This window comes from Streptomyces sp. NPDC056144, assembly GCF_042264145.1.
Classification (GTDB): domain Bacteria; phylum Actinomycetota; class Actinomycetes; order Streptomycetales; family Streptomycetaceae; genus Streptomyces.
In genome coordinates this window covers 178,169-201,377 of record NZ_JBHJVF010000002.1, presented here as the reverse complement: position 1 = coordinate 201,377, position 23,209 = coordinate 178,169, and the positions used below count along the sequence as shown (strand labels likewise).

At 71.7% G+C, this 23,209-nt stretch carries 21 protein-coding genes, 1 tRNA gene and 1 pseudogene; 12 read left to right on the top strand and 11 right to left on the bottom strand.

Going from position 1 to position 23,209, the window contains the following annotated elements; all coding sequences use genetic code 11:
* The first annotated feature begins 20 nt into the window (after nucleotides 1-20).
* The 3 genes from ACFC0Z_RS07460 (at nucleotide 21) to ACFC0Z_RS07450 (ending at nucleotide 2,796) form a co-directional block, all read left to right on the top strand.
* Nucleotides 21-935 carry a pseudouridine-5'-phosphate glycosidase gene (locus ACFC0Z_RS07460; RefSeq protein WP_376435018.1) on the top strand — a complete coding sequence of 305 codons (915 nt, stop codon included), beginning with the start codon at nucleotides 21-23 and terminating at the stop codon, nucleotides 933-935.
* 30 nt (nucleotides 936-965) lie between these two features.
* Nucleotides 966-1,688 carry a HemK2/MTQ2 family protein methyltransferase gene (locus tag ACFC0Z_RS07455; protein ID WP_376433798.1) on the top strand — a complete coding sequence of 241 codons (723 nt, stop codon included), beginning with the start codon at nucleotides 966-968 and terminating at the stop codon, nucleotides 1,686-1,688.
* Nucleotides 1,689-1,812: 124 nt separating this feature from the next.
* Entirely contained in the window at nucleotides 1,813-2,796 is a 984-nt protein-coding gene (locus ACFC0Z_RS07450; RefSeq protein ID WP_376433796.1) for a carbohydrate kinase family protein, read from the top strand.
* Between the two features lie 77 nt (nucleotides 2,797-2,873).
* Here ACFC0Z_RS07450 and ACFC0Z_RS07445 read toward each other — a convergent pair whose 3' ends face one another.
* Nucleotides 2,874-3,779: a LysR family transcriptional regulator gene (locus tag ACFC0Z_RS07445; protein WP_376433794.1), complete on the bottom strand. Its 906-nt coding sequence runs from the start codon at nucleotides 3,777-3,779 to the stop codon at nucleotides 2,874-2,876.
* Between the two features lie 258 nt (nucleotides 3,780-4,037).
* On the opposite strand from ACFC0Z_RS07445, the gene ACFC0Z_RS07440 reads away from it, so the two are divergent.
* The 5 genes from ACFC0Z_RS07440 (at nucleotide 4,038) to ACFC0Z_RS07420 (ending at nucleotide 8,204) form a co-directional block, all read left to right on the top strand.
* Entirely contained in the window at nucleotides 4,038-4,691 is a 654-nt protein-coding gene (locus ACFC0Z_RS07440; RefSeq protein ID WP_376433792.1) for a disulfide bond formation protein DsbA, read from the top strand.
* Nucleotides 4,692-4,734: 43 nt separating this feature from the next.
* Nucleotides 4,735-5,751 (top strand): EamA family transporter, encoded by a 1,017-nt coding sequence (locus ACFC0Z_RS07435; protein ID WP_376433791.1) that lies wholly within the window; start codon nucleotides 4,735-4,737, stop codon nucleotides 5,749-5,751.
* Nucleotides 5,748-6,959 (top strand): MFS transporter, encoded by a 1,212-nt coding sequence (locus ACFC0Z_RS07430; protein WP_376433789.1) that lies wholly within the window; start codon nucleotides 5,748-5,750, stop codon nucleotides 6,957-6,959. The genes ACFC0Z_RS07435 and ACFC0Z_RS07430 overlap by 4 nt, the downstream gene beginning before the upstream one ends.
* Nucleotides 6,960-7,157: 198 nt before the next feature.
* Nucleotides 7,158-7,478 carry a hypothetical protein gene (locus ACFC0Z_RS07425; RefSeq protein ID WP_376433787.1) on the top strand — a complete coding sequence of 107 codons (321 nt, stop codon included), beginning with the start codon at nucleotides 7,158-7,160 and terminating at the stop codon, nucleotides 7,476-7,478.
* A 102-nt stretch (nucleotides 7,479-7,580) separates the two neighbouring features.
* Nucleotides 7,581-8,204, top strand: coding sequence for a histidine phosphatase family protein (locus ACFC0Z_RS07420; RefSeq protein WP_376433785.1), 624 nt, complete (start codon nucleotides 7,581-7,583; stop codon nucleotides 8,202-8,204).
* Between the two features lie 24 nt (nucleotides 8,205-8,228).
* Here ACFC0Z_RS07420 and ACFC0Z_RS07415 read toward each other — a convergent pair whose 3' ends face one another.
* Together ACFC0Z_RS07415 and ACFC0Z_RS07410 are read right to left on the bottom strand one after the other, a co-directional pair.
* Entirely contained in the window at nucleotides 8,229-9,518 is a 1,290-nt protein-coding gene (locus tag ACFC0Z_RS07415) for an MFS transporter (protein ID WP_376433783.1), read from the bottom strand.
* Nucleotides 9,518-10,042 carry an ArsR/SmtB family transcription factor gene (locus tag ACFC0Z_RS07410; RefSeq protein ID WP_376433781.1) on the bottom strand — a complete coding sequence of 175 codons (525 nt, stop codon included), beginning with the start codon at nucleotides 10,040-10,042 and terminating at the stop codon, nucleotides 9,518-9,520. Before ACFC0Z_RS07410 ends, ACFC0Z_RS07415 begins: the two co-directional genes overlap by 1 nt.
* Before the next feature lie 827 nt (nucleotides 10,043-10,869).
* Between ACFC0Z_RS07410 and ACFC0Z_RS07405 the strand changes: the two genes are divergently transcribed.
* The 3 genes and pseudogenes from ACFC0Z_RS07405 to ACFC0Z_RS07395 all read left to right on the top strand — a co-directional run bounded on the left by ACFC0Z_RS07405 (nucleotide 10,870) and on the right by ACFC0Z_RS07395 (nucleotide 13,552).
* Complete coding sequence (locus ACFC0Z_RS07405; protein WP_376435016.1) at nucleotides 10,870-12,123, top strand: RNA-guided endonuclease InsQ/TnpB family protein; 1,254 nt, start codon at nucleotides 10,870-10,872, stop codon at nucleotides 12,121-12,123.
* A 24-nt stretch (nucleotides 12,124-12,147) separates the two neighbouring features.
* Nucleotides 12,148-12,561, top strand: a pseudogene (locus ACFC0Z_RS07400) (hypothetical protein); the annotation flags it as partial.
* 67 nt (nucleotides 12,562-12,628) lie between these two features.
* Nucleotides 12,629-13,552, top strand: coding sequence for a threonine/serine exporter family protein (locus ACFC0Z_RS07395; RefSeq protein WP_376433779.1), 924 nt, complete (start codon nucleotides 12,629-12,631; stop codon nucleotides 13,550-13,552).
* On the opposite strand, the gene ACFC0Z_RS07390 is transcribed toward ACFC0Z_RS07395, so the two are convergent.
* The gene (locus ACFC0Z_RS07390) at nucleotides 13,506-13,967 is read right to left on the bottom strand and encodes a VOC family protein (protein ID WP_376433777.1); all 462 of its coding nucleotides are present in this window, start codon (nucleotides 13,965-13,967) and stop codon (nucleotides 13,506-13,508) included. The two genes, ACFC0Z_RS07395 and ACFC0Z_RS07390, sit on opposite strands and share 47 nt — an antisense overlap.
* 274 nt (nucleotides 13,968-14,241) lie before the next feature.
* On the opposite strand from ACFC0Z_RS07390, the gene ACFC0Z_RS07385 reads away from it, so the two are divergent.
* A complete protein-coding gene (locus ACFC0Z_RS07385) occupies nucleotides 14,242-15,309 on the top strand; it encodes a hypothetical protein (protein ID WP_376433775.1) in 1,068 nt (355 codons plus the stop codon).
* 115 nt (nucleotides 15,310-15,424) lie between these two features.
* Here the strand turns inward: ACFC0Z_RS07385 and ACFC0Z_RS07380 are convergent.
* The 7 genes from ACFC0Z_RS07380 to ACFC0Z_RS07350 all read right to left on the bottom strand — a co-directional run bounded on the left by ACFC0Z_RS07380 (nucleotide 15,425) and on the right by ACFC0Z_RS07350 (nucleotide 22,784).
* Nucleotides 15,425-15,498: transfer RNA gene (locus ACFC0Z_RS07380), tRNA-Ile, on the bottom strand.
* A 76-nt stretch (nucleotides 15,499-15,574) separates the two neighbouring features.
* Nucleotides 15,575-16,117 carry an SMI1/KNR4 family protein gene (locus tag ACFC0Z_RS07375; protein WP_376433773.1) on the bottom strand — a complete coding sequence of 181 codons (543 nt, stop codon included), beginning with the start codon at nucleotides 16,115-16,117 and terminating at the stop codon, nucleotides 15,575-15,577.
* A gap of 48 nt (nucleotides 16,118-16,165) precedes the next feature.
* Nucleotides 16,166-16,543, bottom strand: coding sequence for a histone-like nucleoid-structuring protein Lsr2 (locus ACFC0Z_RS07370; protein ID WP_376433771.1), 378 nt, complete (start codon nucleotides 16,541-16,543; stop codon nucleotides 16,166-16,168).
* Nucleotides 16,544-16,929: 386 nt separating this feature from the next.
* Complete coding sequence (locus tag ACFC0Z_RS07365) at nucleotides 16,930-17,148, bottom strand: DUF6243 family protein (protein ID WP_376433770.1); 219 nt, start codon at nucleotides 17,146-17,148, stop codon at nucleotides 16,930-16,932.
* Between the two features lie 191 nt (nucleotides 17,149-17,339).
* Nucleotides 17,340-18,344 (bottom strand): MerR family transcriptional regulator, encoded by a 1,005-nt coding sequence (locus ACFC0Z_RS07360; RefSeq protein ID WP_376433768.1) that lies wholly within the window; start codon nucleotides 18,342-18,344, stop codon nucleotides 17,340-17,342.
* A 4-nt stretch (nucleotides 18,345-18,348) separates the two neighbouring features.
* Nucleotides 18,349-19,038, bottom strand: coding sequence for a HEAT repeat domain-containing protein (locus ACFC0Z_RS07355; protein WP_376433766.1), 690 nt, complete (start codon nucleotides 19,036-19,038; stop codon nucleotides 18,349-18,351).
* Between the two features lie 50 nt (nucleotides 19,039-19,088).
* Nucleotides 19,089-22,784, bottom strand: coding sequence for a hypothetical protein (locus ACFC0Z_RS07350; RefSeq protein ID WP_376433764.1), 3,696 nt, complete (start codon nucleotides 22,782-22,784; stop codon nucleotides 19,089-19,091).
* Between the last annotated feature and the right edge of the window lie 425 nt (nucleotides 22,785-23,209).

Below are 23,209 nucleotides of genomic sequence, written 5' to 3'. Positions count from 1 at the left end.
TCCAGGGTTCCTCCGCGGGCATCCCGCTCGACTTCAGCGACGAGGTGGCCGACGCCCTGCACGAGGGCCGCCCGGTCGTGGCCCTGGAGTCCAACGTCATCACCCACGGCCTGCCCTACCCGGACAACGCCGCCACCGCCCGCAAGGTCGAACAGGCCGTCCGCGCCGGCGGCTCGGTCCCGGCGACCATCGCCGTCGACGGCGGCCGGATCAAGGTCGGCATGACCGACGCCGACATCGACCGGTTCGCCTCCACGCCCGGCATCCCCAAGGTCTCCAGCCGGGACATGCCCGTCGTCCTGGCCCAGGGCCGCATGGGCGCGCTGACCGTCGCCTCCTGCCTGGTGGCCGCCGAACGCGCCGGCATCGCGTTCTTCTCCTCGGCCGGCATCGGCGGAGTGCACCGCGGCGCCGAACGGACCATGGACGTCTCCTCCGACCTCATCCAGTTCACCCGCTCCAAGGTCGCGGTGGTGTGCGCGGGGGCGAAGAAGATCCTCGACCTCGGCCTGACACTGGAGTACCTGGAGACCCAGTGCGTCCCCGTCGTCTCCTACCGCTCCGACGACTTCCCCGCCTTCTACTGCCTCTCCAGCGGCTTCCCCAGCCCGATGCGGCTGGACGACGACGAGGTGATCGCCCGGTCGGTCGAGAACCACTGGGCGCTCGGCAACCACAGCTCCTTCCTCATCACCACCCCCGTACGGCCCGAGGAAGCGATCGACAGCGACGAGGTCGACGCCGCGATCACCGAGGCCATGGCCGCCGCCGACCGCGACAACATCCGCGGCCAGGCCATCACCAAATACCTCATGCGCGCGGTCGACGCGGCCACCGACGGCCGCTCCTCCCGGGCCAACATGGCCGTCCTCGCCTCCACCGCCGAGGTCGGCGGCCGCCTCGCCGCCGCCCACGCCCGCCTCAAAGCCGCCTGACTCCCACCACACAGGAATGGACACGACACCATGACGAAGCTCGACACCCAGTCCGCCACCCAGGCCGCGTCCTACCGCCCGCTCATCTCCACCGAGCGCGTGAAGGAGATCGAAGGACTGCGCCAGACCATGGCCGCGCACTCCGGCGGCGAGGAAGGCGAGCAGACCCACCCGTTCCTCGGCCTCACCCTGCGCGTCCCCTCCCAGGTCATGACCCCCTGCCCCGTCTCCCCGATGCTCGGCGGCGCCGTCTTCGCCGAGGTCCAGCCCGGCGACAAGGTCCTCGACATGGGCACCGGCAGCGGCTCGCTCGCGCTCATCGCCGCGAAGAAGGGCGCCGACGTCCTGGCCGTCGACCTCAACCCGTACGCCGTCGCCGCCGTGCGCACCAACGCACAGCTCAACGGCGTCGCCGACCGCGTCGAGGCCCGCGAGAGCGACGTCTTCGACGCGGTCGAGGGCCGCTTCGACCTGATCATCTTCAACCCGCCCTTCCAGTGGTTCGCCGCCGCCGACTACGCCGACGTCGCCGGCACCGACGCCGGCTACCAGGCCCTGACCCGCTTCTTCCGCGAGGCCCGCGCCCACCTCACGGAGAACGGACGCATGATCATGTTCTTCAGCACCATGGGCGACGTGGAGTACTTCGAGAAGCTGATCGCCGACGAGGGCTTCGACCGCAAGGTGGTCCTCTCCACCACCCAGCCCGTCTTCGACGTCCCCGTCGACTTCACCGTGCACCGCCTCTCCTGACCCGCACACCCCCGCACACCCCTCTCGTGGCCCGGGGCCTCCCTCCCTCTCCGGGGGAGGCCCCGGGCCACGCCCCCTTGTCCACCCGCCCGCCCGCACGCACGACGGGAGAGACCGGCCGCCCATGAACATCGCCGTCACCGGCTCCATCGCCACCGACCACCTGGCGACCTTCCCCGGCCGCTTCACCGACCAGCTCCTGCCCGAGCACCTCGCGACGATCTCGCTGTCCTTCCTCGTCGACGACCTCCAGGTCCGCAGCGGCGGCGTCGCCGCGAACATCTGCTTCGGCCTGGGCCTGCTCGGCCTGACCCCGGTCCTGGTCGGCGCCGCCGGAACCGACTTCGCCGAGTACGACGCCCGGCTGCGCGCCCACGGCGTGAACACCACCGCGGTCCGGCGCAGCGCGACCCGCCACACCGCCCGCTTCATGTGCACCACCGACACCGACCACAACCAGATCGCGTCCTTCTACCCCGGCGCCATGGCGGAGGCCCGGGAGATCGACCTCGCCGAGGTCGCGGACCGCACCGGCCCCCTCGACCTCGTCCTGATCGGCCCCGACGAGCCGGAGGCGATGGTCCGCCACACCGCGGCCGCCCACACGGCCGGCCTCCCCGTCGCGGCCGACCCCTCCCAGCAACTGGCCCGCCTGGACCGGGAATCGGCCCGCCTGCTCGTCGACGGCGCCCGGTTCCTGTTCACCAACGCCTACGAGAGCGCACTCCTGCGGCAGCTGACCGGCTGGAGCGAGACGGAGGTACTTCACCGGGTCGGCGCGTGGATCGTGACCCGCGGCGCCGACGGCGTCTCGATCCTCACCGCCGGCCACCCCGCCCGGCACGTCCCCGCCGTCACCACCGCCCACCCCGCCGACCCCACCGGCGTCGGCGACGCCTTCCGCGCCGGTTTCCTCGCCGGCCACTCCCGGTCACTGCCCCACGAACGCGCCGCCCAACTCGGCTGCGCCCTGGCCACAGTGGTCCTGGAGTCGACCGGCACCCAGGAGTACAAACTGCTGCCCGGCGACCTGACGGAACGACTCCTGCGGACCTACGGACCACGGGCGGCCGAGGAGATCGGCACCTGGCCCAGACAGGGGGAGTAGGCCGGGCCGGGGGAGCGGGGCAGAGCCGGGAGGTCTGCCCGGCCCGCCCGGCGGTCAGCGCCCCGCCCCTCCTCGCCTCAGCCGGAGGCGGGCCGCCCCGCCCCGGCCGTCTCCTCCTCGATGCCCAGCAGGTCGAGGAACGCGGCGGCCGCCGGAGTGCGGCCGTCGCGGCCCCAGATCACGTACTCGGCGCGGGACGGCGCGTCCGCGACCTCGATCGTCACCAGGCCGGTCAGGCCCGCGACGTACGTGGGCGGGAGCAGCGCCACCCCGAGGCCGGCGCCGACCAGCCGGGCCAGGTAGTCGGCGTTGGTCACCTCGAAGGCGACCTCGCGGGTCAGACCGGCCGCGGCGAAGGCCAGGTCGGACTGGGCCCGCCCGGCGGTCTTCGCGGGAAGGTCGACGAACACCTCCGCCGACAGCCGCTGCAGGCCCACCGCGCTCTCCCCGGCGAGCGGATGGTCGGGCGAGACGACGGCGACCAGCTGTTCCCGGTTCAGCTCACGGGCCATGACGCCCCGGGGGCGGGCGGTCACGGGGATGCCGAGGAACGCGACCTCGATCTCGCCCTGCCTGACCCGCTCGACCAGCTCGTCGCTCGCCCCCACGCTGAGGCTGATCCGCGCCTTGGGGTGGCGCCGGTGGAACTCCCTGAGGACGGCCGGGACGTCCACGGCGGCGACGGTGGGGATCAGCCCCAGCGCGAGCCGGCCGCGGACCTCCCCGACGGTCGCCGCGACCTCGGCGGCGGCCCGCTCCGCCGCGTCCAGGCACTGGCGGGCCGACACCAGGAACGCCTCGCCCGCAGCCGTCAGCCGCACCCGGCGGCTGGTGCGTTCGAAGAGCCGGGCGCCCAGCTCCTTCTCCAGCCGCGCGATCTGGTGGCTGAGCGCGGACTGCACCACCAGACAGCGCTGAGCCGCTCTCGTAAAGCTGTTGGTCTCGGCCACGGCGACCACGTACCGCATCTGCTGAAGCTCCATCACCCCATCCTCATCCATCTCGATACGAGATGCATAGCGTGACAAGCATGTGTTGGACTCATCAATACCGGTGGGCCGAGACTGATCAGGACCGCACACGGCAGGCACACACCACATGCGCCCGCGCCGCGCGGCCGCGCCCTCCCCTTCCCGCACGTGAACGCATCCGAGCGCACCCCGTTCCGGGCCCTCCCCGGCCCGGCCGGGTCCTGCCCGCGCGCCCACGTGCCCGCGACACCGAAAGGACGAGCACCCGCCATGAGCACCAGCACCAGCACCACGCCGGCGCGCACCGAGACCACGATCGCCGACATGTGGGTGGACCCGCGCTGCCCCTGGGCCTGGATCACCTCGCGCTGGATGCTGGAGGTGGAGCAGGTCCGCCCCGTCCAGACGCGGTTCCACATCATGAGCCTGTCGGTCCTCAACGAGGGCCGCGAGGTCCCGGAGAAGTACCGCCAGGGCATGATCGACGGCTGGGCCTGCGTCCGGGTGTGCGTCGCCGCCCAGCACGCGCACGGCGAAGAGGTCCTGCGCCCGCTCTACGAGGCGATGGGCCGGCTGATCCACCACGAGAAGGCCGGCCTGGGCCACGACATGATCAGCGCCGCCCTCGCCGAGGCGGGCCTGCCCGCCGACCTCATCGACGCCGCCGAGGACACCTCCTGGGACACCAAGCTGCGGGCCGTGCACCACGAGGGGATGGACCCGGTCGGCTCCGAGGTCGGCACCCCCGTCATCCACGTACCCGGCCCGGACGGCGAACCGATGGCGTTCTTCGGCCCCGTCCTCACCCCCGCCCCCCGGGGCGAGGCCGCCGGGAAGCTCTGGGACGGCGTGCTCGCGGTGACGAGCACCGACGGCTTCTTCGAGCTCAAGCGCGGCCGCGACCGCGACCCGATCTTCGACTGACCCGGCGGGAGCGAGGCGAGATGAAGACGGGATGCGAGGCGAGATGAAGAACGGACAGAACGTCCTGACGGCGGCCGTGACCGGCCTGGCGCCGGCCGTCTGGGGCAGCACCTACCTGGTGACCACCGAACTGCTGCCGCCGGACCGGCCGTTGCTCGCGACCACCATGCGGGCCCTGCCCGGCGGCCTGGTCCTGCTGGCCCTCGGCCGCAAGCTCCCGGCCGGCGTCTGGTGGTGGCGCGCGCTGGTCCTCGGCGTGCTGAACATCGGCGCCTTCAACTTCCTGCTCTTCGTGGCGGCCTACCGGCTGCCCGGCGGCGTCGCCGCCATGATCATGTCGGCGCAGCCCATGTTCGTCGTGATCCTCGCCGCCCTCTTCCTCGGCGAACGGCTCAGAGCCCTGTCCGCCGTGGCCTGCGTCCTGGGCGCCGTGGGCGTCGTGCTCCTCGTCTTCAAGGGCACGGGCTCCCTCGACGCGGTGGGAGTCCTCGCCGCGGTCGGCGGAGCACTGTGCATGGCGTCGGGCATCACCCTGACCAAACGGTGGGGCAGGCCCGAAGGCGTCAGCCTGCTCACCTTCACCGGCTGGCAGCTCACCGTGGCAGGCCTGCTCCTGCTGCCGTTCTGGCTGACCCTCGAAGACCTCCCCACCACGCTCACCGGCACCAACGTCGCCGGCTTCGCCTACCTCATCACCCTCGGCGCGGTCCTCAGCTACATCATCTGGTTCCGGGGCATCGAACGCCTGCCGGCCGTCGCGGTCTCCTTCCTCGCGCTGGGCAGCCCGGTCGTGGCGGCGCTCCTCGGCTACCTCTTCAAGGACCAGACGCTGTCCGCCCTCCAACTCCTCGGTGTGGCCGTCATCTTCCTGGCGATCCTGCTGGGCCAGCCCCGCCCGCCGAAGAAGAAGCCCGAGGACCCCGGCCCCGGCGGGCACGAGCACGGGCAGACCCCCGTCACGAACCCGGCACCACCCCTCGCCAGCACCCAGCGGATCACGGCGGGCGCACCTCACCACGGCGGCAGCCCCGCCGACCCCGCATCCGGAGAGATGACATGACGATTCAAGAAGAGACCAACGCGCCCGTCGCGGCGCCGCAGCAGGTGTCCCCGGCCAGGGGATGGCTGGGCGTGGCCGCCATCACCGCCAGCCTGTTCGTCTTCCTCACCACCGAGCTCATGCCGATCGGCCTGCTCACCCCGCTCAGCGAGAGCCTGCACGTCTCCGTCGGCGCGGCCGGCCTGATGGTGACGGCCCAGGGCGTCGCGGCCGGCCTCGGCGTGCCGTTCATCGTGGCCTGGACCCGCCGCGTCAACCGGCGCAAGCTGCTGACCGCGCTCCTCGCCGTCCTCGCCGTCGGCAACCTGGTCACCTCGATCGCCCCGAACTACCCCCTCATCCTCGGCACCCGCCTGATCATGGGCTTCGCCAGCGGCGTGTTCTGGGCGATCGGCGTCAGCATGGCGATGCGGATCGTCCCCGAGAAGCAGGCCAACAAGGCCGCCGCCGTGGTGATGTCCGGCATCGCGATCGCCACCGTCGTCGGCATCCCGCTCGGCACGCTCCTCGAAAGCGCCGGCGACTGGCGCACCACCTTCCTGATCTGGTCCGGGCTGAGCGCGCTGGTGTTCCTCGCCGTCGCCTTCACGATCCCCTCCCTGCCGTCCGCGAACGCGGTCTCGGTCCGCGAGGTGTTCACCCTGCCCGTCAAGAACGTGCAGCTGCGCGTCGTCCTGATCATGGTCGTGCTCTTCGTCCTCGGACACTTCGGCGCCTACACCTTCGTCCGCCCCTACCTGGAGGAGACCACCTCCGCCACGGTCGGCTTCATCACCGTCGTCCTCATCGTCTTCGGCGTCGGCGGCGCGATCGGCAACTTCGTCGGCGGCCAGACCGTCAACAAGAGCCTCAAGGGCAGCTTCGTGGCCGGCGGCCTGCTCCTGATCGCCGCGCTCGTCATGCTGCTGCTCATCGGCACGAACGACATCGGCGTCATCGCCGCCATGGTCCTGTGGGGCGTCGCCTTCGGCGTCGTCCAGCTCAGCCAGATCAACATGACGCTCGCCGCCGCGCCCGAGACCTTCGAAGCCGCCATGTCGCTCAACACGATGGCGTACAACACCTGCATCGCCCTGGGCGCCCTCATCGGCGGCCTGTTCGCCGACCACACCGGCGTCACCAGCGTCGTCTGGCTCGGCATCGTCCTGGTCGCCCTCGCCGTCCTCCTGCGCGCCGTCACCGGCCGCAAGACCGCGACGACGAGCTGACCCGGCCCACCCAAGAACCACCGAAGAGCGGTCCCGGCCCCGCCCAAGCGGGTACGGGAAAGGACCCGGCGCCCGCCCCCGTCGCACGGATCCACCCCGCCTTCGGTGCCCGTGGGCGCGTACTCCTCCCGGCAACGAGGAGTACGCGCCCACACCGCATTCCCCACGGGGCCCGCACGAAAGGCGCAAAATCACCCCATGAAGACCCCCAGCCCCACCCCCACCCCCGCCCACGCCACCCCCACCGGCATGGCGAAGGATCTGTCCGTCGACCTGACGGCGGGCCGCTGGACGCCGACCCGCCTGGACCGGCGCCTCGCCCTGCTCCTGGTCACCGCCTCGGCGGGCGACGGCCAGCTCACCCCCGAACGCCTCCGCACGGTCCTGTGGGAAGGCGGCGAACCGTTCCTGCGCCAGCCGGACAACCGCTTCGCCCTCCTCCTGACCCACCTGACCGCCGAAGCACCCGCCCCGCAGGACACGACGATCCACACCCTGCTCCACCGCCTGGCCCGCTGACCCGCACCCGCTGACCTGCACCCGCGTGGGAACCGCAGAGCACGTGTCAACGTCCGTTCGGACAATCGCAAGATCACGAACGAACGGACGAAGGACGTGCGCATGACGGCAACGGCCGCCCGCTACCTCTACCTCGCCCGCCACGGCGAGGCCTCGGCGGACGAGACGGCACTGACGGACGCGGGACGCCGTCAGGCCGTCCTGCTCGGCGAGCGGCTGCGCGGGGCCCCGCTCACCGCGATCCACCACGGGCCGCTCGCCCGCGCGGAGCAGACGGCACGCCTGGTCGGCGAACAGCTCGACCACGTCCCCCTGCACGCCTGCGAACCGGCCGGCGACTACATCCCCTACATGCCGCGCCGCGAGGAACTGCCGCCGGCCTCGGCCGACGCCATGCTCGGCCACCTGGCCCAGTTCCCGGCCGAGGAACGCGAACAGGGCCCCGGCCTCGCCCAGGAGGCGCTCGCCCGCTTCACCGGCCCCGTCGAGGGCGACGAGCCGCGCCACGAACTGGTCGTCACCCACGCCTTCCTCGTCGCCTGGCTGGTCCGCGAGGCCCTGGAGGCCCCCGCGTGGCGCTGGATGGGCATCAACCACGCCAACGCCGCGCTCACCGTCATCCGTTACGCGCCCGGCCGCCCGGCGTCGGTCCTGCTCTTCAACGACACCGGCCACCTCCCCGCCGACCTGCGCTGGACGGGCTTCCCGCCCGAGCTCCACATCTGACTCCCGCAGCGGGGCGCGCACGCCTCAGGAGGCGGAGGAGCCGGAGGAGACGGACGCCTCCGGTACAGAACTGCTCGCCGTCTCCTCGGCCTTCGCGGCGCGCAGCGCCGCCTCGACCCGCCGGTTGCTGGTCATGGACGCCGTGACGGCGGTCATCGTGAGCAGCAGGGCGGCGGCGGTGTAGAGCGGGGTACGGATGTCGTACGCGGTGGCCAGCCAGCCGCCGAGGAACGCCCCGGTGGGAGCGGCGCACATGGACACCATGCGGGAGGTGGAGGTGACCCGGCCCATGAGGCGGGCCGGGACGATCGACTGCCGCAGCGAGGGCCCCAGCACCATGGTGGCGCCGACGCCGGCCCCGCACACCGCGAGCGCGGCCCCGGCCACGTACGGACCGGGTGCGGCGGCGAGTACGAGGATGGCCAGCCCCTCAACGGCGGCGGTGCAGGTCAGCGCGGTACCGGTGCCCAGGCGCCGGCCGAGGAAGGACGCGACGCCCGCGCCGAGCAGACCGCCGGCGGCCTCCGCGGTCAGCAGCAGACCGAAACCGTGCGCGCCGATGCCGAGCCGGTCGTGCGCGAAGAGGGCGAGGACGGTGTCCACGGCGACGAAGGCCACGTTCCCGACCGCGGGCCGCAGCGCGAGGCCGAGCAGCACCCGGTCCTTCCACACGTACGAGGCTCCCGCCCGCGCCTGGCGCACCAGCGACTCACGCACCTCCGCCACCGGCGGGGGCATCGCGGGCAGCGACCGTACGAGCAGGGCGGAGAGCGCGAACGAGAGGGCGTCGGCGACCAGCGGCACCGCCCGCCCGAGCGCCAGCAGCGCACTGCCCGCGGGCGGCCCCACGAAACCGGACACCGCCGTCTGCGCCCCGCGCAGCCGCGAGTTGGCCCGCTCAAGGAGCGCCGGGTCGCGGCGCAGCAGGTCGGGCAGGTAGGCACTGGCGGCGGTGTCGAAGAACAGCCCGCCGAGCCCGAGGAGGAAGGCGACGGCCGCCAGCAGCGGAATGCTCAGGGCGTCGAACGCGGCCGCCACCACCGGTATCGCGAGCAGCACGGCCCGCGCCGCGTCCGCGACCGCCATCGTGCGCCGCCGCTCCCACCGGTCCACGAGAGCGCCGCCGAGCACCCCGAACAGCAGCCACGGCAGCGTGCCGGCGGCGGTGACGACGGCGAGCGCCATCGGATCACGCGTCAACGTCAGCGCGAGCAGAGGCAGCGCGGCCCGCATGACCCCGTCACCGAGCGAGGAAACCGTCTGAGCGGCCCACAGCCGCCCGAACTCACGAGGCAACTTCACGGCGTTCGACATCACTTGGCATCCCCCCGGCCCGGCTGAAACAGTGCGAAAACGAACGAGGCGTCAGGCAGCGAAGGATCGGACAGCTCCCGGTACTCCCGCGCCAGCGCCATCAGCCGCTCCCCGAGCTCGGCGAACTGCTCCTCGCTGAGCCGCAGATGCATCATCCCCACGTGCCGGGGACCGTCCGCCGGCGACGCCTCCAGGTCCGCGACCGCGTGCCGCATCAGCATGTCCGGCCCGCCCTCACCGGGATCGGGCAGCACGATCGACCGCGCGGCCATCGCGTAGTACCGCTCGGTGACCCCGCGCACCTTCCGCGTCCGCACCACCTTCACCAGCCCGGCCCGCTCGAGCAGCCGCACGTGATAGCTGGAACTCCCCTTCGCGAGCCCCACCCGCTCGGCGATCTGCGTGATCGTCGCGGGCTCGAACCGGAGCACGGCCATGATGCGGTGCCGCGTGAGATTGGAGACGGCGCGCAGCTGCTCGTCCGTCGTGACGTGAAACGCCTCGGGAAGATCGTCGTTTGGCATGCCCCAATGGTCAACACTTCTTGACCATTGCGCAAGAGGTTTCCCCGAAGAACCGCTCGACACGCTTACGCGGCGGGGTACGCCTCAGGCCAGGCACGCCGCTCCCGCGGCAGGCCGCGCACGGTGACGAACCCGCCGAGGAGCAGCGGCGGAAGCCCGCATAAGAGTGGGAGACCCTGGACCGCACCGACCCCGTTGCCCACGGCGTCGTGGAGGCACCGCTGTTCGTGCGTGGAGACGTCGAACTGTGGTGCCGGCCGTCCCGGTCGGCGTACCGCAGCCGGGTCCAGCCGTCGACGGCCAGGACGGACGGCCTGCCCACGGTGTCCGTGGAGACGATCGTGAGGGCGTGCGGCAGGGAAACGGCGCGCCTCCACCGGGAACGGAAGACGAGCGAGCCCCGGCTGCCGGCCCCGTTCGTGGCGCTGAGGTGCAGCCGCCCCGCGAGCGGCCGGCGCGGATACGGCTCGGGCCCGTCCTCGGCGACGTACCGGCACGGCACCGCGACCGCGTCCCCCCGCCAGCGAGGCGAGGCGCAACCGGCCCCGGGCATCAGCGAACGACCGGATCAGGACCGTATCGACGAGCATCCCGAGAACACGACCAGATACTCCCACCAGGCCATACCCGCCCCCGCCCCTCACCACCGGCCGCGTGGCGCGGCACTACGGCTTCCCCGGGTCAGGCCGCCGGCCCGTGAATGCAACGAGGTAGGGGGGCGTACCGCCGAGAACGTCATCCCACCGTGCCCGAGGACTGCATGAGTGGCCCGGAGCGGAATTGCGGTTCCATCGCGGTGGGATGAGATAAGTGGAATAGTGATCGACGTGCAGCTGCGGTACAACTTCCGTGTGTACCCGAGTGCCGGTCAGCGCATGGCGTTGGCGAGGGCGTTCGGGTGTGCCCGGGTTGTCTTCAACGACGCCCTTCGAGCTTGTGAGGCCGCCCGCGCCGCCGGGCTGCCGTTCGTTCCGTCCGGCGAGCTGTCCAAGCAGCTCACGGCCTCGAAGAAGACCCCCGAGAGGGCGTGGCTTGCCGAAGTGTCATCGGTGGTGCTGCAGCAGTCCCTCCGGGACCTGGGCACCGCCTACAAGAACTTCTTCGACGGATTGAAGGGCCACCGGCCGAAGACGGGGGCACCCCGGTTCAAGTCCCGCAAAGACACCCGGCAGTCGGTCCGCTTCACCGCCAACGCCGGATGGAAAATCACGACCGGCGGGAAGCTCCGTCTCCCCAAGATCGGCGACGTGCAGGTGAAGTGGTCCCGCGCCCTGCCTTCCACCCCGTCCACGGTGACTGTGGTCAAGGACAGCGCGGGCAGGTACTTCGCTTCGCTCGTGGTCGAGACCGAGCCCGACGTGCTACCCACCACGAACAGCGTGGTCGGCATCGATCTGGGACTGACGCACTTCGCGATCCTGTCCGACGGCACGAAGATCGACAGCCCCCGTTTCCTGCGCCGGGCCGAGAAGAAGCTGAAGAAGGCGCAGCAGGACCTCAGCCGCAAGGCCAAGGGGTCGAAGAACCGCGCGAAGGCCCGGATCAAGGTTGCGCGAGCCCACGCACGAACCGCCGATGCGCGGCGCGAGTTCCACCACCAGCTTTCCACGAGGATCATCCGCGAGAACCAAGCGGTTGCAGTGGAAAACCTGGCGGTCAAGGCGCTCGCCCGCACCCGCATGGCCAAGTCCGTGCACGACGCCGGGTGGTCGGCGTTCCTCGCGATGCTGCAGTACAAGGCCGCCCTGTACGGGCGTGCCTTTCACCGCATCGGCCGCTTCGAGCCCACATCACAGGTGTGCTCGGCCTGCGGTGTCAAGGACGGCCCCAAGCCCCTACACATCCGAGAATGGACGTGCGGGGCGTGCGGGACCGCCGCCCTTGACCGAGACATCAACGCGGCGGTCAACGTCGCCAGGGCGGCCGGACTGGCCGTGCCAGCCTGTGGAGCGCAGGTAGGACCGGGACTCGTCCCGGCGCAGCGCGGAGAAACAGGAACCCATCCGAAGCCCCAGCCGGTACCCACTGGCAGGCAGGCGGGAATCTCCGTCCTTCGGGCAGGAGAGGATGTCAAGACCTGATGTTCAACCAGTGCCGCTCTGCCGATGCCATCGAGAGGTATGCCGGCATCTACACCTTCCGCTTCGACACCATGTTCTGACGGGCGGGGAAGCGCACCAGATCACAGACTGTTAGCCATGGGCGGAGAAGAGAACACAGATACGGCCGACGACGAGGTGCTCGACGAGGTGCTCGACCTGGTGGCCCGGCTCGCCGGGCTGCTGATCGCGGGCGGTTACGAGGGGACGCTCCGCGCGGAGGAACGGCTGCGCGCGGTGGCCGCGGCGTACGGACGCGAGGCGGAGGCGACCGTCCTCGCCGACTCGGCGGTCGTGACCGTCGACGGGGCGACCCGGGTGGTGACGCACGCGCCGGACATCCCGGTCCTCGCGCGGGTGAGCGAGCTGAAGCCGTGGTTCGCCGAGGTCACCACCGGCCGGGTCCCCGCCGCCGAGGCGAGGCGGCGCCTGGAACGGATCGCGACGACCCCGCAGCCCGTACGGGCCGTGGCTGCGGCTGCTCGGCGTGGTGCTGTTCTCGGTCGGCTTCGGGGTGTCGATCCAGCCGACCTGGCAGGAGGTCTGGATCACCGCCCTGCTCGGCCTGGCGGTCGGGGCGATCCACGTGGGCGGACAGGTGACCGGCCGCCCGGGATGGCTCGCGCCGCTCGTCTCCTCGGGCCTCGTCGGGACCGTGGTGCTCGTCGCAGCCCGGGAGGGCTGGGTGGAGGGCGGCACGATCGAGCTGATGATCCCGGTGCTGTTCGTGTTCATCCCCGGGGACGCGATCACGATGGCGATGGTCGAGCTGTCGGTGGGCCGCATCACGGCCGGCGCCGCCCGCCTCGCCCAGTCCCTCGCCCTGCTCGGCGCCCTGGCGTTCGGACCGGTCCTCGCGGCGGCCGCGCTCGGCATGGACCAGTCGGAGATCTTCGACGCACCGGTGACACCCGAACTGGGCGCCGTCGCGGGCTGGTTCGGCTGGGTGCTCTTCACGATCGGCGTGATGCTCGTCTTCGGCATGCGGCGAAAGGACCTGCCGTGGTCCCTGGCGATCGTCCTCGTCACGTTCGGAACCCAGCTCCTGACCGTACGGGCCCTGGGCACGCTCGCCGGAACCTTCGCCGCGGCGGCGGTCCTGGCCGCGATCGCCCTGCTCCTGGGCCGCCGCCCCGGAACCCCGCCGGCGTACGTGCTCTACCTGGCGGGATTCTTCGTCCTCACCCCCGGCTCGCACGGACTGCGCGGCATGGACGCCTGGCTGGGCGGCGACCCGGTACAGGGAGTCCAGGACGTGGCGGGCATGTTCGGCCTGATGGCCGCCATCGCCCTGGGCATGCTCACCGCCGCGGTCACCGTCGACGCCCCCCGAACCCCCACCCCCGACCGGCAGCCGAGCCGCCTCAGTCGAGACAGAACTCGTTCCCCTCGGGATCAGTCATCACGATGAACCCCTCACTCATCGGAGGAGCGGGCTCAAAGCGCCGCACCCGCGCCGCCCCGATCCCCACGAGCCGCGCGCACTCGGCCTCCAACGCCGCCATCCGCTCCTCACCCCGCAGCCCGGGAGCCGCGCGGACGTCGAGATGGACACGGTTCTTGGCGACCTTGTCCTCCGGCACCTGCTGAAAGAACACCCGCGGCCCGTGCCCGTCCGGATCCTCGATGGCCGACCGCGAGTTGCGCTCCGCCTCCGGCACACCGATCCGCGCGAGGAACTCCTCCCACGCGGCCAACGGATCGGCCCCCTCGGGCAGCTCGACCCCGGGCGGCCCGGGATGGACATACCCCAGGGCGTCCCGCCAGAACGACGACAGCGCCCGCGGGTCGTGGGCGTCAAAGGTGACCTGGAAACTCCGGCTCATCACGATGCTCCGTTCGCAGCGGGAGGGACCCGGGACCCCAGGACCCCCTGGAAACCCAGCCTGACACTCAACTAGGACAGAGCCCGTCCGCTATCCCCGCGAGTCCGGACGACATGGAAGAGGCCACGGACAACGCCAACGAACAGGACACGACGAAGCGGGGCCTCACCCTCCCGCCCGTATGCGGCATGCCATTCCCGCAGGCAGACGGAAAACACGTTGCCCGCTCTTCCTCCGCATCGCGACGATGACCCTGTTTCCCCGCGGAGGATGCTTGTTCGTTTTCGTGTGTGCAGGCTGCGAAGCCAGGCTGACGGTCCCGCTGTCCCCGGTCATGCTGCCGGTCCATGCCCATCAGAACTACGGGAACGGGGTACAGCTCCCGGTGCTCATGGAGCCGGGCACGTTCGCCGTGGAACCGGAGCCCTCGGGGCCACCATGGCGGAAGCGGGACGGCGCGCCGGGCGCCGTCGTCATCGCGCCGGGCGACGCCACCGGCACGGTGCTGATCCAGGGACGCCGCGCGGGCGGCTACTGCTGCGGCCTCGACGGCGCCGACGGCCCCAACACGGCCTGCGGCGCATGCGGCCTGCCCGTGGCGATCCGGATCGACGACTGCTCGCTCTGGCAGGCGACGTGGCTCCAGCCGCACGCCGTACGCCGCGTTCCCGCCACCGACGGCGGCGCCGACACCGCGCCGCTCTCCTGGCCGGAGCTCATGGCGGAAGGGAAGACCACACCCCCTTTCGAGCCGATCGCCGCATGGAGATCACGGATGGCGGCGGGCCGCTGGTCGAACTACGCCTGGTCATGGAGTCCGCGGTGGGAGGCGGCGGCCGGGCAGGCGCTCGCCCACCTGCTGGCGGCGTCGGACGGCCACCCCGTCACCGTCCCCGACGGCATGGCCGGACAGCTCTTCCGCCGTGCACTCGACACGCTGCTGCCCCCGGGCCGGCCGGTCCGGCGCGCCGCCCTGGCCGGACCGGGGCTGCCGGCTCCCGGCCGGGACACCTCGATCCTCCTCGTACCGTCCCATCCTCAGACGGGGGACACCTGGACCCCGGCCGACGCGGCACCGTACCTGGTGCCGCTGCCCTTCGGAGTGTGGCTGTGCCTGGCCTTCCCTCAGCCGGACTCGCCCGTCCCCGCATCGGGAGCCGTGCCCGCCGGCGCCCTCCGCGACGACTATGACCCGCAGCCGCCGCACCCCCGCCACCTCTTCCGTGCCGATCCGGACATCTTCCGGGACACCCTGGTCCGGCTGCCGGCCGTCCGAAGCCCGTGGCTGAGGGAAATCCTCGACGACCTCCCGGACCACATCCGCACGGGCCGCCTGTTCTAACCGCCCGCAGGCGAGCACCTCTTGCGGCCGGACCACTCCGAACAACCGCCGGTACGTCCGAAGAAGAGCTGAGGGAGAGAGGTCGGGGGAGAGGGGCTGGGGAGGGGGAGAAGGACGGGGCCGGCCGGATTCGAACCGGCGTCCTCCCACATGAGGTGAAGGCGCGACGACCACTGCGCTACGAGCCCCGTCCTGCCCGGGATCCTACGGACCCCAGAGACGCGCTGCCCCCGAATTTCCGGGGGGGGCAGGCGACGTGCATGGATCACTTCCACACGAGCCAGCGGCCGTGGACTACCGGTGCGAAGCCCCGGGTGGGCAGGCCGGCCACGCCGCTTTCCAGAGTGTCGGCGACAGCCGTGAGCCACGCGTCCGGCGAGGCGGCGTGCGGGTGCGGGTAGTCGCTTTCGGTGTAGCCGAGTACGGCGCCCGTGGCGGCGTCCAGGAGGAGCCCGTAGTGGCCGTCGGACATGGTGAGGGGAATCCAGTGCGGCCGCCACCAGTCCGCGTCGTCGATCTCACCGGCGACGCGCAGGTTCGTCAGGAACCGGGCGGCGATGGCGTCGCAGCCGAGAAAGACCTCGGCGACGGGGAAGAGGGTGGTGCCCGGAGCCGCAGAGGTGCCGTCGTTGAGGCGCAGCCACGCCTCCAACTCCTCGGGAACGGGGAAGCCCAGGGCCTCTTCCAGGCGGCGGACGGCGGTGTCCGTGGCAGGCGGGCCCAAGGCCAGGGCCGTGGCGGGGGCATTGCTCTTCAGCCAGTGGACGATCCGCGTCCAGGCGGGGACGATCCGGTGTGCGGTGCCCATTTCTCTCCCCACGCTGTTTCCGTCGTATCCAGGGGAGAACGGCGCGTGTCAGCCGGGATGTTCCTGCTTCCACGCCTCGATGACGTCGATCGGGATGCGTCCGCGTTCGGGCAGGCCGTACCCGTGAGCGTTGGCCCAGTCGCGGACCTCGCGTGCACGGAAGGACGTCCGGGCGGCGATGACGGCCGGAGTGCTGCTTTCGAACGCCGACGGGGTGAAGACGGGACCGTTCTCCAGGAGGTCCCTGGGGAACAGGGGGACGCGCGTGGTCCCGTCGAGAACGCCGACGAGGAACTCGGTCAACGAGCCGTCGTAGGTGAACCAGGGCGGGCGCAGGCCCTCGGTGATGGCGACGGTCCACTCGTCCGGCGTGCCGCCGGGCGGGGTGACCCAGAAGAGGTGGTCCCCGTTGTCGGTGACTCCCATGGCGAGAAGGTGCTCGGGGGGAGTGCGGCAGCGGCCAGGGGTTCCGGGCGGTCTGCCGGACCTCTTCGATCTGCCCCCGCAGACGCGTCGGCATGGGACCGGTCAGATCGACCCATCCGTTGGGAGAGTGCGGCTGGTAGAGGGTGAGGAACTCGCAGAACCGGCCCGGCCCGTACGCGGCGACGAGCTCCTTGTAGTCGTGCGGCAGGCCCGTCCCCAGCGCGGCTTCGACCCGCGCCCACTGCGGAGCGCAGGGAACGACGGCGGGCGGCGGGCACAGCGCGGTCAGTGCGGCGAGAGAGGCCATCGGGTTCCTCGGCGGCTGGGGACGGCGTCTGGGGCGGACGGGAACCACACGCGCCGCCCCGGGCGCGGAGCGGCGGCGTTCAGCTCTGCGCGGTGGTGTCACCGTCCGCCGGGGCAGAGCCCTGGGCCGGCTGCGTCTTCTCGCGCATCTTGCGCAGCAGCTCCGCCTTGCGGTCGGCGGCACCCTGGCGGTCGAGGTTGCGGTGCGGCCCGTTGTTCTGCCGCTCGGCGCGCGACTGCCGCTTGCGCTGGCCGCCGCCCTGGCCCACGGGGTTGTTGATGTTCTTGCTGTCGGTCACGGGTTCTCCCGGTGGTGAGGTGAGGGGGTGGTCTGCCGTTTCAACGGCCGCCGTTGCGGGACGTCCCAGGCACCCGCCGAGCTGTCACCCGCACACCGGCGTCCGGCAGAACATGAACACGACGGTACCCGGTGCGCTCCGGACCGTGCGACGCGGGCGTCCCGGAGCCCGTACGCGTCCCGAGTCCTCGGTCACGGTGTGTCCTCGCGCAACTGGAGAAGGTACGCGGCGGTGAGCGCGACAGCGGGATCCGCGTCGCGGGACAGCTCGGCGAGGGTCTGCGACGCCGTCTCGCCCGGGATGTCCGCGAGTGCCTGGGCCAGGCGTCTGCGCCCGGCCGCCGAGGTGGTCCGGTCGGCGATGCGGTCGGCGAGCGCGGTCGCGATCCGGGCGGCCGCGTCGGTGTCACTCGCGAGCACGGCCAGCGCGTCGGCCGCGTCGGTGTCGTTGAGCCCCTCCACGACCATGCCGACGAGCACCGGGACCGCCTCGGCCGCTCCCCGCGCCCCGAGCGCGAGGGCCGCGTACCCCCGTACCGCGGCGTCGGCGCTCGCGAGCGCGTCCCTCAGGTACGCGGCCGCCTGGTCGCCGGGCATCTTGGCGAGGGACCGGACAGCGCGTTCCCGTACGGCCGCCACCGGCGATCCGAGGCCTTCGGCCAGCAGCGCCGTACCGTTTCCGCCCGCTCGCGCCAGCGCCCAGCGCAGGGCTCCGGCGACGTTCGGGTCCGTCTCGCTCAGTGCCGCCTCGACCAGGGCCTCCGTCTGTACGGCTCCGTGGGCGGAGGCGAGGGCCGCGCGCTGGCGCGCGTCGGCGCTGGGCGACGCCAGCGCCTGCAGCAGCGCCACGGTCCGCAGGACGTCCTCCCAGCCACCGGGGTCCGCCGCGTCGATCCGGCGCAGCCGCGTGAGCAGCTCGGTCTCGGCCGCGATGCGGTCGCGGGTCCGGCTGATGAGGTCCTCGACGAGGCCCGACGGCGTGAAACCGGGATCCTCCAGCGCGAGCCCGATCTCCCGCAGCGACAGCCCCAGCGACCGCAGGCTCTCGATGTGGAAGATCCGCCGGACGTCGTCCGCACCGTACTCCCGGTAGCCGGAGCCCGTACGGCCCGAAGGCCGCACCAGGCCGAGCGACTCGTAATGCCGCAGCATGCGCGCACTGACTCCGGACCGCCTCGCCACCTCACCGATCAGCATGGCCCTATCGTCCGCCGAGAGGAGCCCCGGCAAGGGCCACCACACGCCTGGCCTCATCGACCGCCGCCTCGAACCCCGAGTCCGGGTCGCGCAGCAGCCGCTCGGTGGCGACCGCGTGCACCCGTACGCCCTCGTCGTCCGCCGCGCCCGCCGCCTCCAGCACCGGCACGACCACATCCCCCAGCGCGACCAGCGCCTGGCTCAGACTCAGCCGCGTCTCCCGCCCACCGCGCCCGAGCTGCCGCGCCAGCACCGCGGCCAACGCGGCCTCCTCGCCCTCCGGTACGAGCACGACCGCGGCCCGCCACGCACTGCGCGCCACCTCGTCGTCCGGGTCCGACAACACCGCCTCCGTGATCACCGGCCACGCCCGCCGGTCCCCGATCTTGGACAGCGTGTGCAACGCCTGACTACGCGCCTGCCCCCGCCCCGAGCGGACCTCGCGCAACAGCCGGGGGAGCGTCAGGGACACCGGGTGGCGGGTGAGGGCCCAGGTCAGCATGTCGCGGACGAAGAACTCCTCCTCGACCGCGCACCGCTCGACGAGCGGACCGACGAACCCCGCGTCGGGCGCCGTACCCGCCGCCAGAGCGGCCCGCAGCCGCACCGACGCCCGCCCGTCCTCCAGCGCCCGAAGCACGCGCGCCACGTCTGTGCGCGTGCCCGTCTCCGCGTTCCCGCTTGTCGTGGTCATCGGAAACCACCTCCTGGGACCACAGCCAAGACCTTGTCACCGTGTCAAGGTCAAGCGAGACCGGCTGCCGGGCCGCGGAGGTGCGCCGCGGCGATCTCGCCGACGTCCAGGACCGCCGCGGGCGCGAGCCGGGCCAGGACAGGGAGGGCCTGGTACCAGCCGGTGGTGACCAGAGCACGGTTGGCAACGCCACGGGCAGTTTCAGCGGTGGCAGGGGAGATGCTGCCCGGGGGGACGCCGTCCGGGGGGACGCCGTCTGCATTCAGAGCCAGGTGCTGGATGCTGCGGGTGAAGGAAGCGGCTCCGGAGACCTCGGGAAGGGGGCTGGGCCGCTGGGGGATCCCGACGAGGTGCGATGCGACCGCTGCCAGCGCCGTCGCCCGCCTGTGCGGGGCCCTGAGCAGGCAGGCGACGTTGACGGCGGTATCGGTCTCGCCGAGGGCGGCGTAGAGCACGGCCAGGGCCTCGGTGGGGAAATGCTTGGTGCCGCGGTTGGCCATGTCGGTGGTGAGCCAGTCGAGCTGCCGCTGGACGTCATCGTTTCTGCTCAGACGGAGGAAGGCGTGAGTGAGGGCCTCTTCGGGCGACCGGGGCTGGAAAACGCCGTGTGGCCCCTGCCCCTGCAGGTCCTCCATGTACTGATCGAATCGCTGCCGATGCTCCGATGACAAGTGAAGGAAAGCCGGGCGCAGCTCGACAAGCTCGACCAGCGGCCTCTTGGACCGGCCAGCCAGGCCCAAGGCCTTCAGCCTTTCGAACAGAGGCAGTACGAGTTCACTCGCCGCGACAGGATCGGCCTTTCCGATCTCCGCGGCGGCGGCGATACGTGCTGCACGGTCGGTCTGCCGCCAACTGCTCCTCGTGACATCGGCCGGCTTCTCCTGCGACACCAGCAGGCGCACAGCGGCAGCCACGTCACCCGCGGCCGCCAACGCCTGCACGGCGTAAGGCCAGACGGCCCCGAGGCCGGTTGCCTGGGCGGCACGATGGGCTTCCCGCGCATGCCGGTGTGCCTCGTCCGCCTGGAGGGAGTCCGCATGGGCCAGGGCCATCGCGGCGTGTACACGCGTCCGGTCGGCCGGATGGGATGTGAGCGCTGCCAGCGAACCGGCCAACTCCGTCCCCTCCTCAGTTCCCGTACGGACGAGCGCGCCCGCCAGATCGGCCAGCCATACGGGCACGCGGCCGCTGCGCGACGTTAAGACGGGCAGGAGACCCAGCGCCTGCTGGAGAAGACGCTCGGCATCGTCGGGGGAGTCCTCGCGCGCGTGACGCAGGGCCCGGTCGGCGAGGCGCTCAGCCTCGGCGAAGTCCTGCTCCTCACCCCCGTCTCCGCCCTCGTCCCCATCACCTCGTACGCCGCTGTTCTCGGCGGCCCTCGCGTCCGTACCGCGCCGGCCTTCCTCGTACAAAGAGAACGCGGAGAGGACCCGGCCGGCGAGATGGAGGGCCAGGGCGACTGTCTCCGGCGGTGCCTCGACTGCCTCCACGGCACGGGAGAAGGCGGCGAGCGCGTCACGGAAGCCGGACTCGCCCAGGACGTCCGCATCCGGAAGCCGACCACTGCCCGGCTCCAGTACATGCTCCAGGTACCGGCATGCCGCGTCCACGAGCTCACGGGCCTGCGCAGGCCGGGCCTGTGCCACGAGAGACGCGGCGCCTGCGAGCATCTCGAGGTTCTCCAGCGCGGGCACGGCCTCCCAGACCTCGGCCGCGTAGGCGAGAGCACGGTCGTGGATGCCGTCGGCCCGGCCCGGCGCAACGGACGCCACCGTCTGCCACAGCTGAACCGCACCGGCTCCCGAGGTGCCGTAGGCCAGAGCTTCGTCGGCGAGCTTCTCGGCCAGTCCTTCGATCTCATCCAGGAGATCCTCCGCATCCTCCGCATCGAGGAACTCGACGGCACGAGCGCAGGCCTCGACACGGTCCGATCCCGTACCAGCCGTGGAGCGCAGCAAGGTGAGACCTTCCGCGTACAGCTGCGAGCCGTCCTCACCAGACAGGGGGAGGCCGCCTCTCACAGCGTTGCGTGGACTGGTGGAGCGTTCCGATCCGTGAGATCCACGGGACCCATGGGCCGCCTCCAGCAGGATGACGGCCGCTCTCGCCGCTGCTCCCTCCGCCAGGCCGGCCTCGTGGCTCAGATACCCGGCCTCGCGCAGCGCGACGGAGGCCCGGGCCCCCGCATCGCGCGCAGTGACGACCGCCTCCCGCCAGTCCACGGACCGCAGAAGGTCCGCCAGATCAGCCAGGTTCACCGCCTTGTCGACGGCACGTCCCGATGCGGCGGCCAGAGCACGCGCCCTGGGTACGTCCCCGAGCATGGCGGTGACCTGCGCCACCGACGGGGGCAGCGGCCGTTCGCGCAGCAGGAGCATCGTCCGGGAGGCGGCGGCCGTGGCGGCCGCGGAGTCAACTCGGGCCGCGAGGGTCGAGTCGTCCGTGCCCGACGGTCCGATCAGGTCGAGGTGAGCGAGAGCGACGTCGTGGCCGGAGCGTTCGGCGAGGCGGACCTGGTAGTTCGCGTCGAGAACGAGGGCGGTGAGCCGGGGCAAGTCGTTGCGGCGGTGCAGGAATCGGGCGTAGCCGGTGAGAGGGAAGTCCGGGGATTCCGCGGGCCAGCTGCGGCGGCGGTAGCCCCGGGCCCAGCGGTGCAGGTCTTTGATGCGTTCGTCGAGATAGTCCTGCCCGAGTTCCTCAGTGGCGACCTCGAAAAGCGTGTCGTGGGCCAGGGCGAACGTCTCCCGAGAGGCTTCCGCCCGAGCGGCGGAAGTGACGTCCAAGTCCAGCAGGCCAGCGCGGGTGGGAGACAGAGAGCGACCGGTGACGCCGCGCAGCCGCTTCCGTACGTCATGGGTGATGGCACCGTCGATGAGCGCCGCCATGTCCTCGGCGGTGAGGCCGCCCTGGGCCACGACCAGCAGACCCAGGAGCTTTTGACCGATGCCGGGGTCGTCGAGCAGCACGTGCAGTTCCGCCATGACGGTGTCCCGGATGGCGAGGGCCGCCGGGGAGGCCGGCACTCGCCACGCGAGGGAAGGAAGCCGCAAGGGGTGATCGTTGTCCAGGTCCGCAGGAGCGCCTGGATGACGCCGCCCGGCGACGATGACACGCATACCTGGCGGAGGGACCTTCGGCAGGACTCCGGCGATGCCCACCTGGTTGATTCCGACATCCGCGTCCTCGTCGAGTCCGTCGACGATCAGCAGCAGACGCCGGCCACGCTCGACGCAGGCGCTCGCCGCCGCCTCGTACAGGGCGTGGAGAGGGGTCGATTGGTTCTCCCAGCCGTCGTCGAGGCGGCCTCGTCCCCCTGAGGCGGCGATCAGTTGGTCCGCCACCGCCAGGACGAAGCCGTTGCGCCGGTCAGTGCCGAGCCGTCGGCTGATGATGTAGTGCGCCACGTCCACCCCGTCGGGCAGCCCGGCGGTGGCGAACTGGGCCAGCAGGGCGCTTTTCCCCGCCCACGGCTCCGCTTGGCAGTAGAGGTAGGAGGGCGCGCCCTCGGGAGCGGTCGCGAACGCCGCCAGCCTGGCCAACTCCTCCTCACGCCCGGCGAACTGCGGCTGCACGACTGCCAGCAGGGCAGGGGACAGACCGCCCAGCAGAACCGGCCGCGCCCCTGAACCGCCATGGGCGCCACGGCGCCCCTGCCTGCGTGCGGCGTTGTACCGGGCGCTGAGGCCTGCCATGAAAGTGGAGACGGGCCCGACACCATGTGGCGCATCACCTGCGGGGTGCTTCACCGGACACATCCTCTCGATACCGGCTGACCTGCGGCAAGACCACCTTGACCGTTTGGGGTGCTTACGCGCGGCAGAGCATCCATGGAGGGGGAACTGAGGACTCTTGGCTTCTTATGGAACTGAGAGCTCTTTCTCTTTTAATTGGGGGAGAGTGATTTCGTCAACTGCCGCACAGGCCAGTGTGGTTCGGTGAAAAGATCCTCGGTGAGGTGCTCCACTCGATGTCCCGCTCGGGATCGTGCGGGACTTGCTCTGTAGGAGGCGTTTACGTGCCTGATCGATTAGGCGACGAGCCGCGAAGGCCGAAACCACCTAGACGGCCACCACGCGGCGTCATGTGGGTCCTGGCCCTCGTGGCCTCGGGCGTGATCTCCGCGGTCACGGCCAAGCTGGTCGACCTGATGTGGTGATCGCTGCGCCTCGGC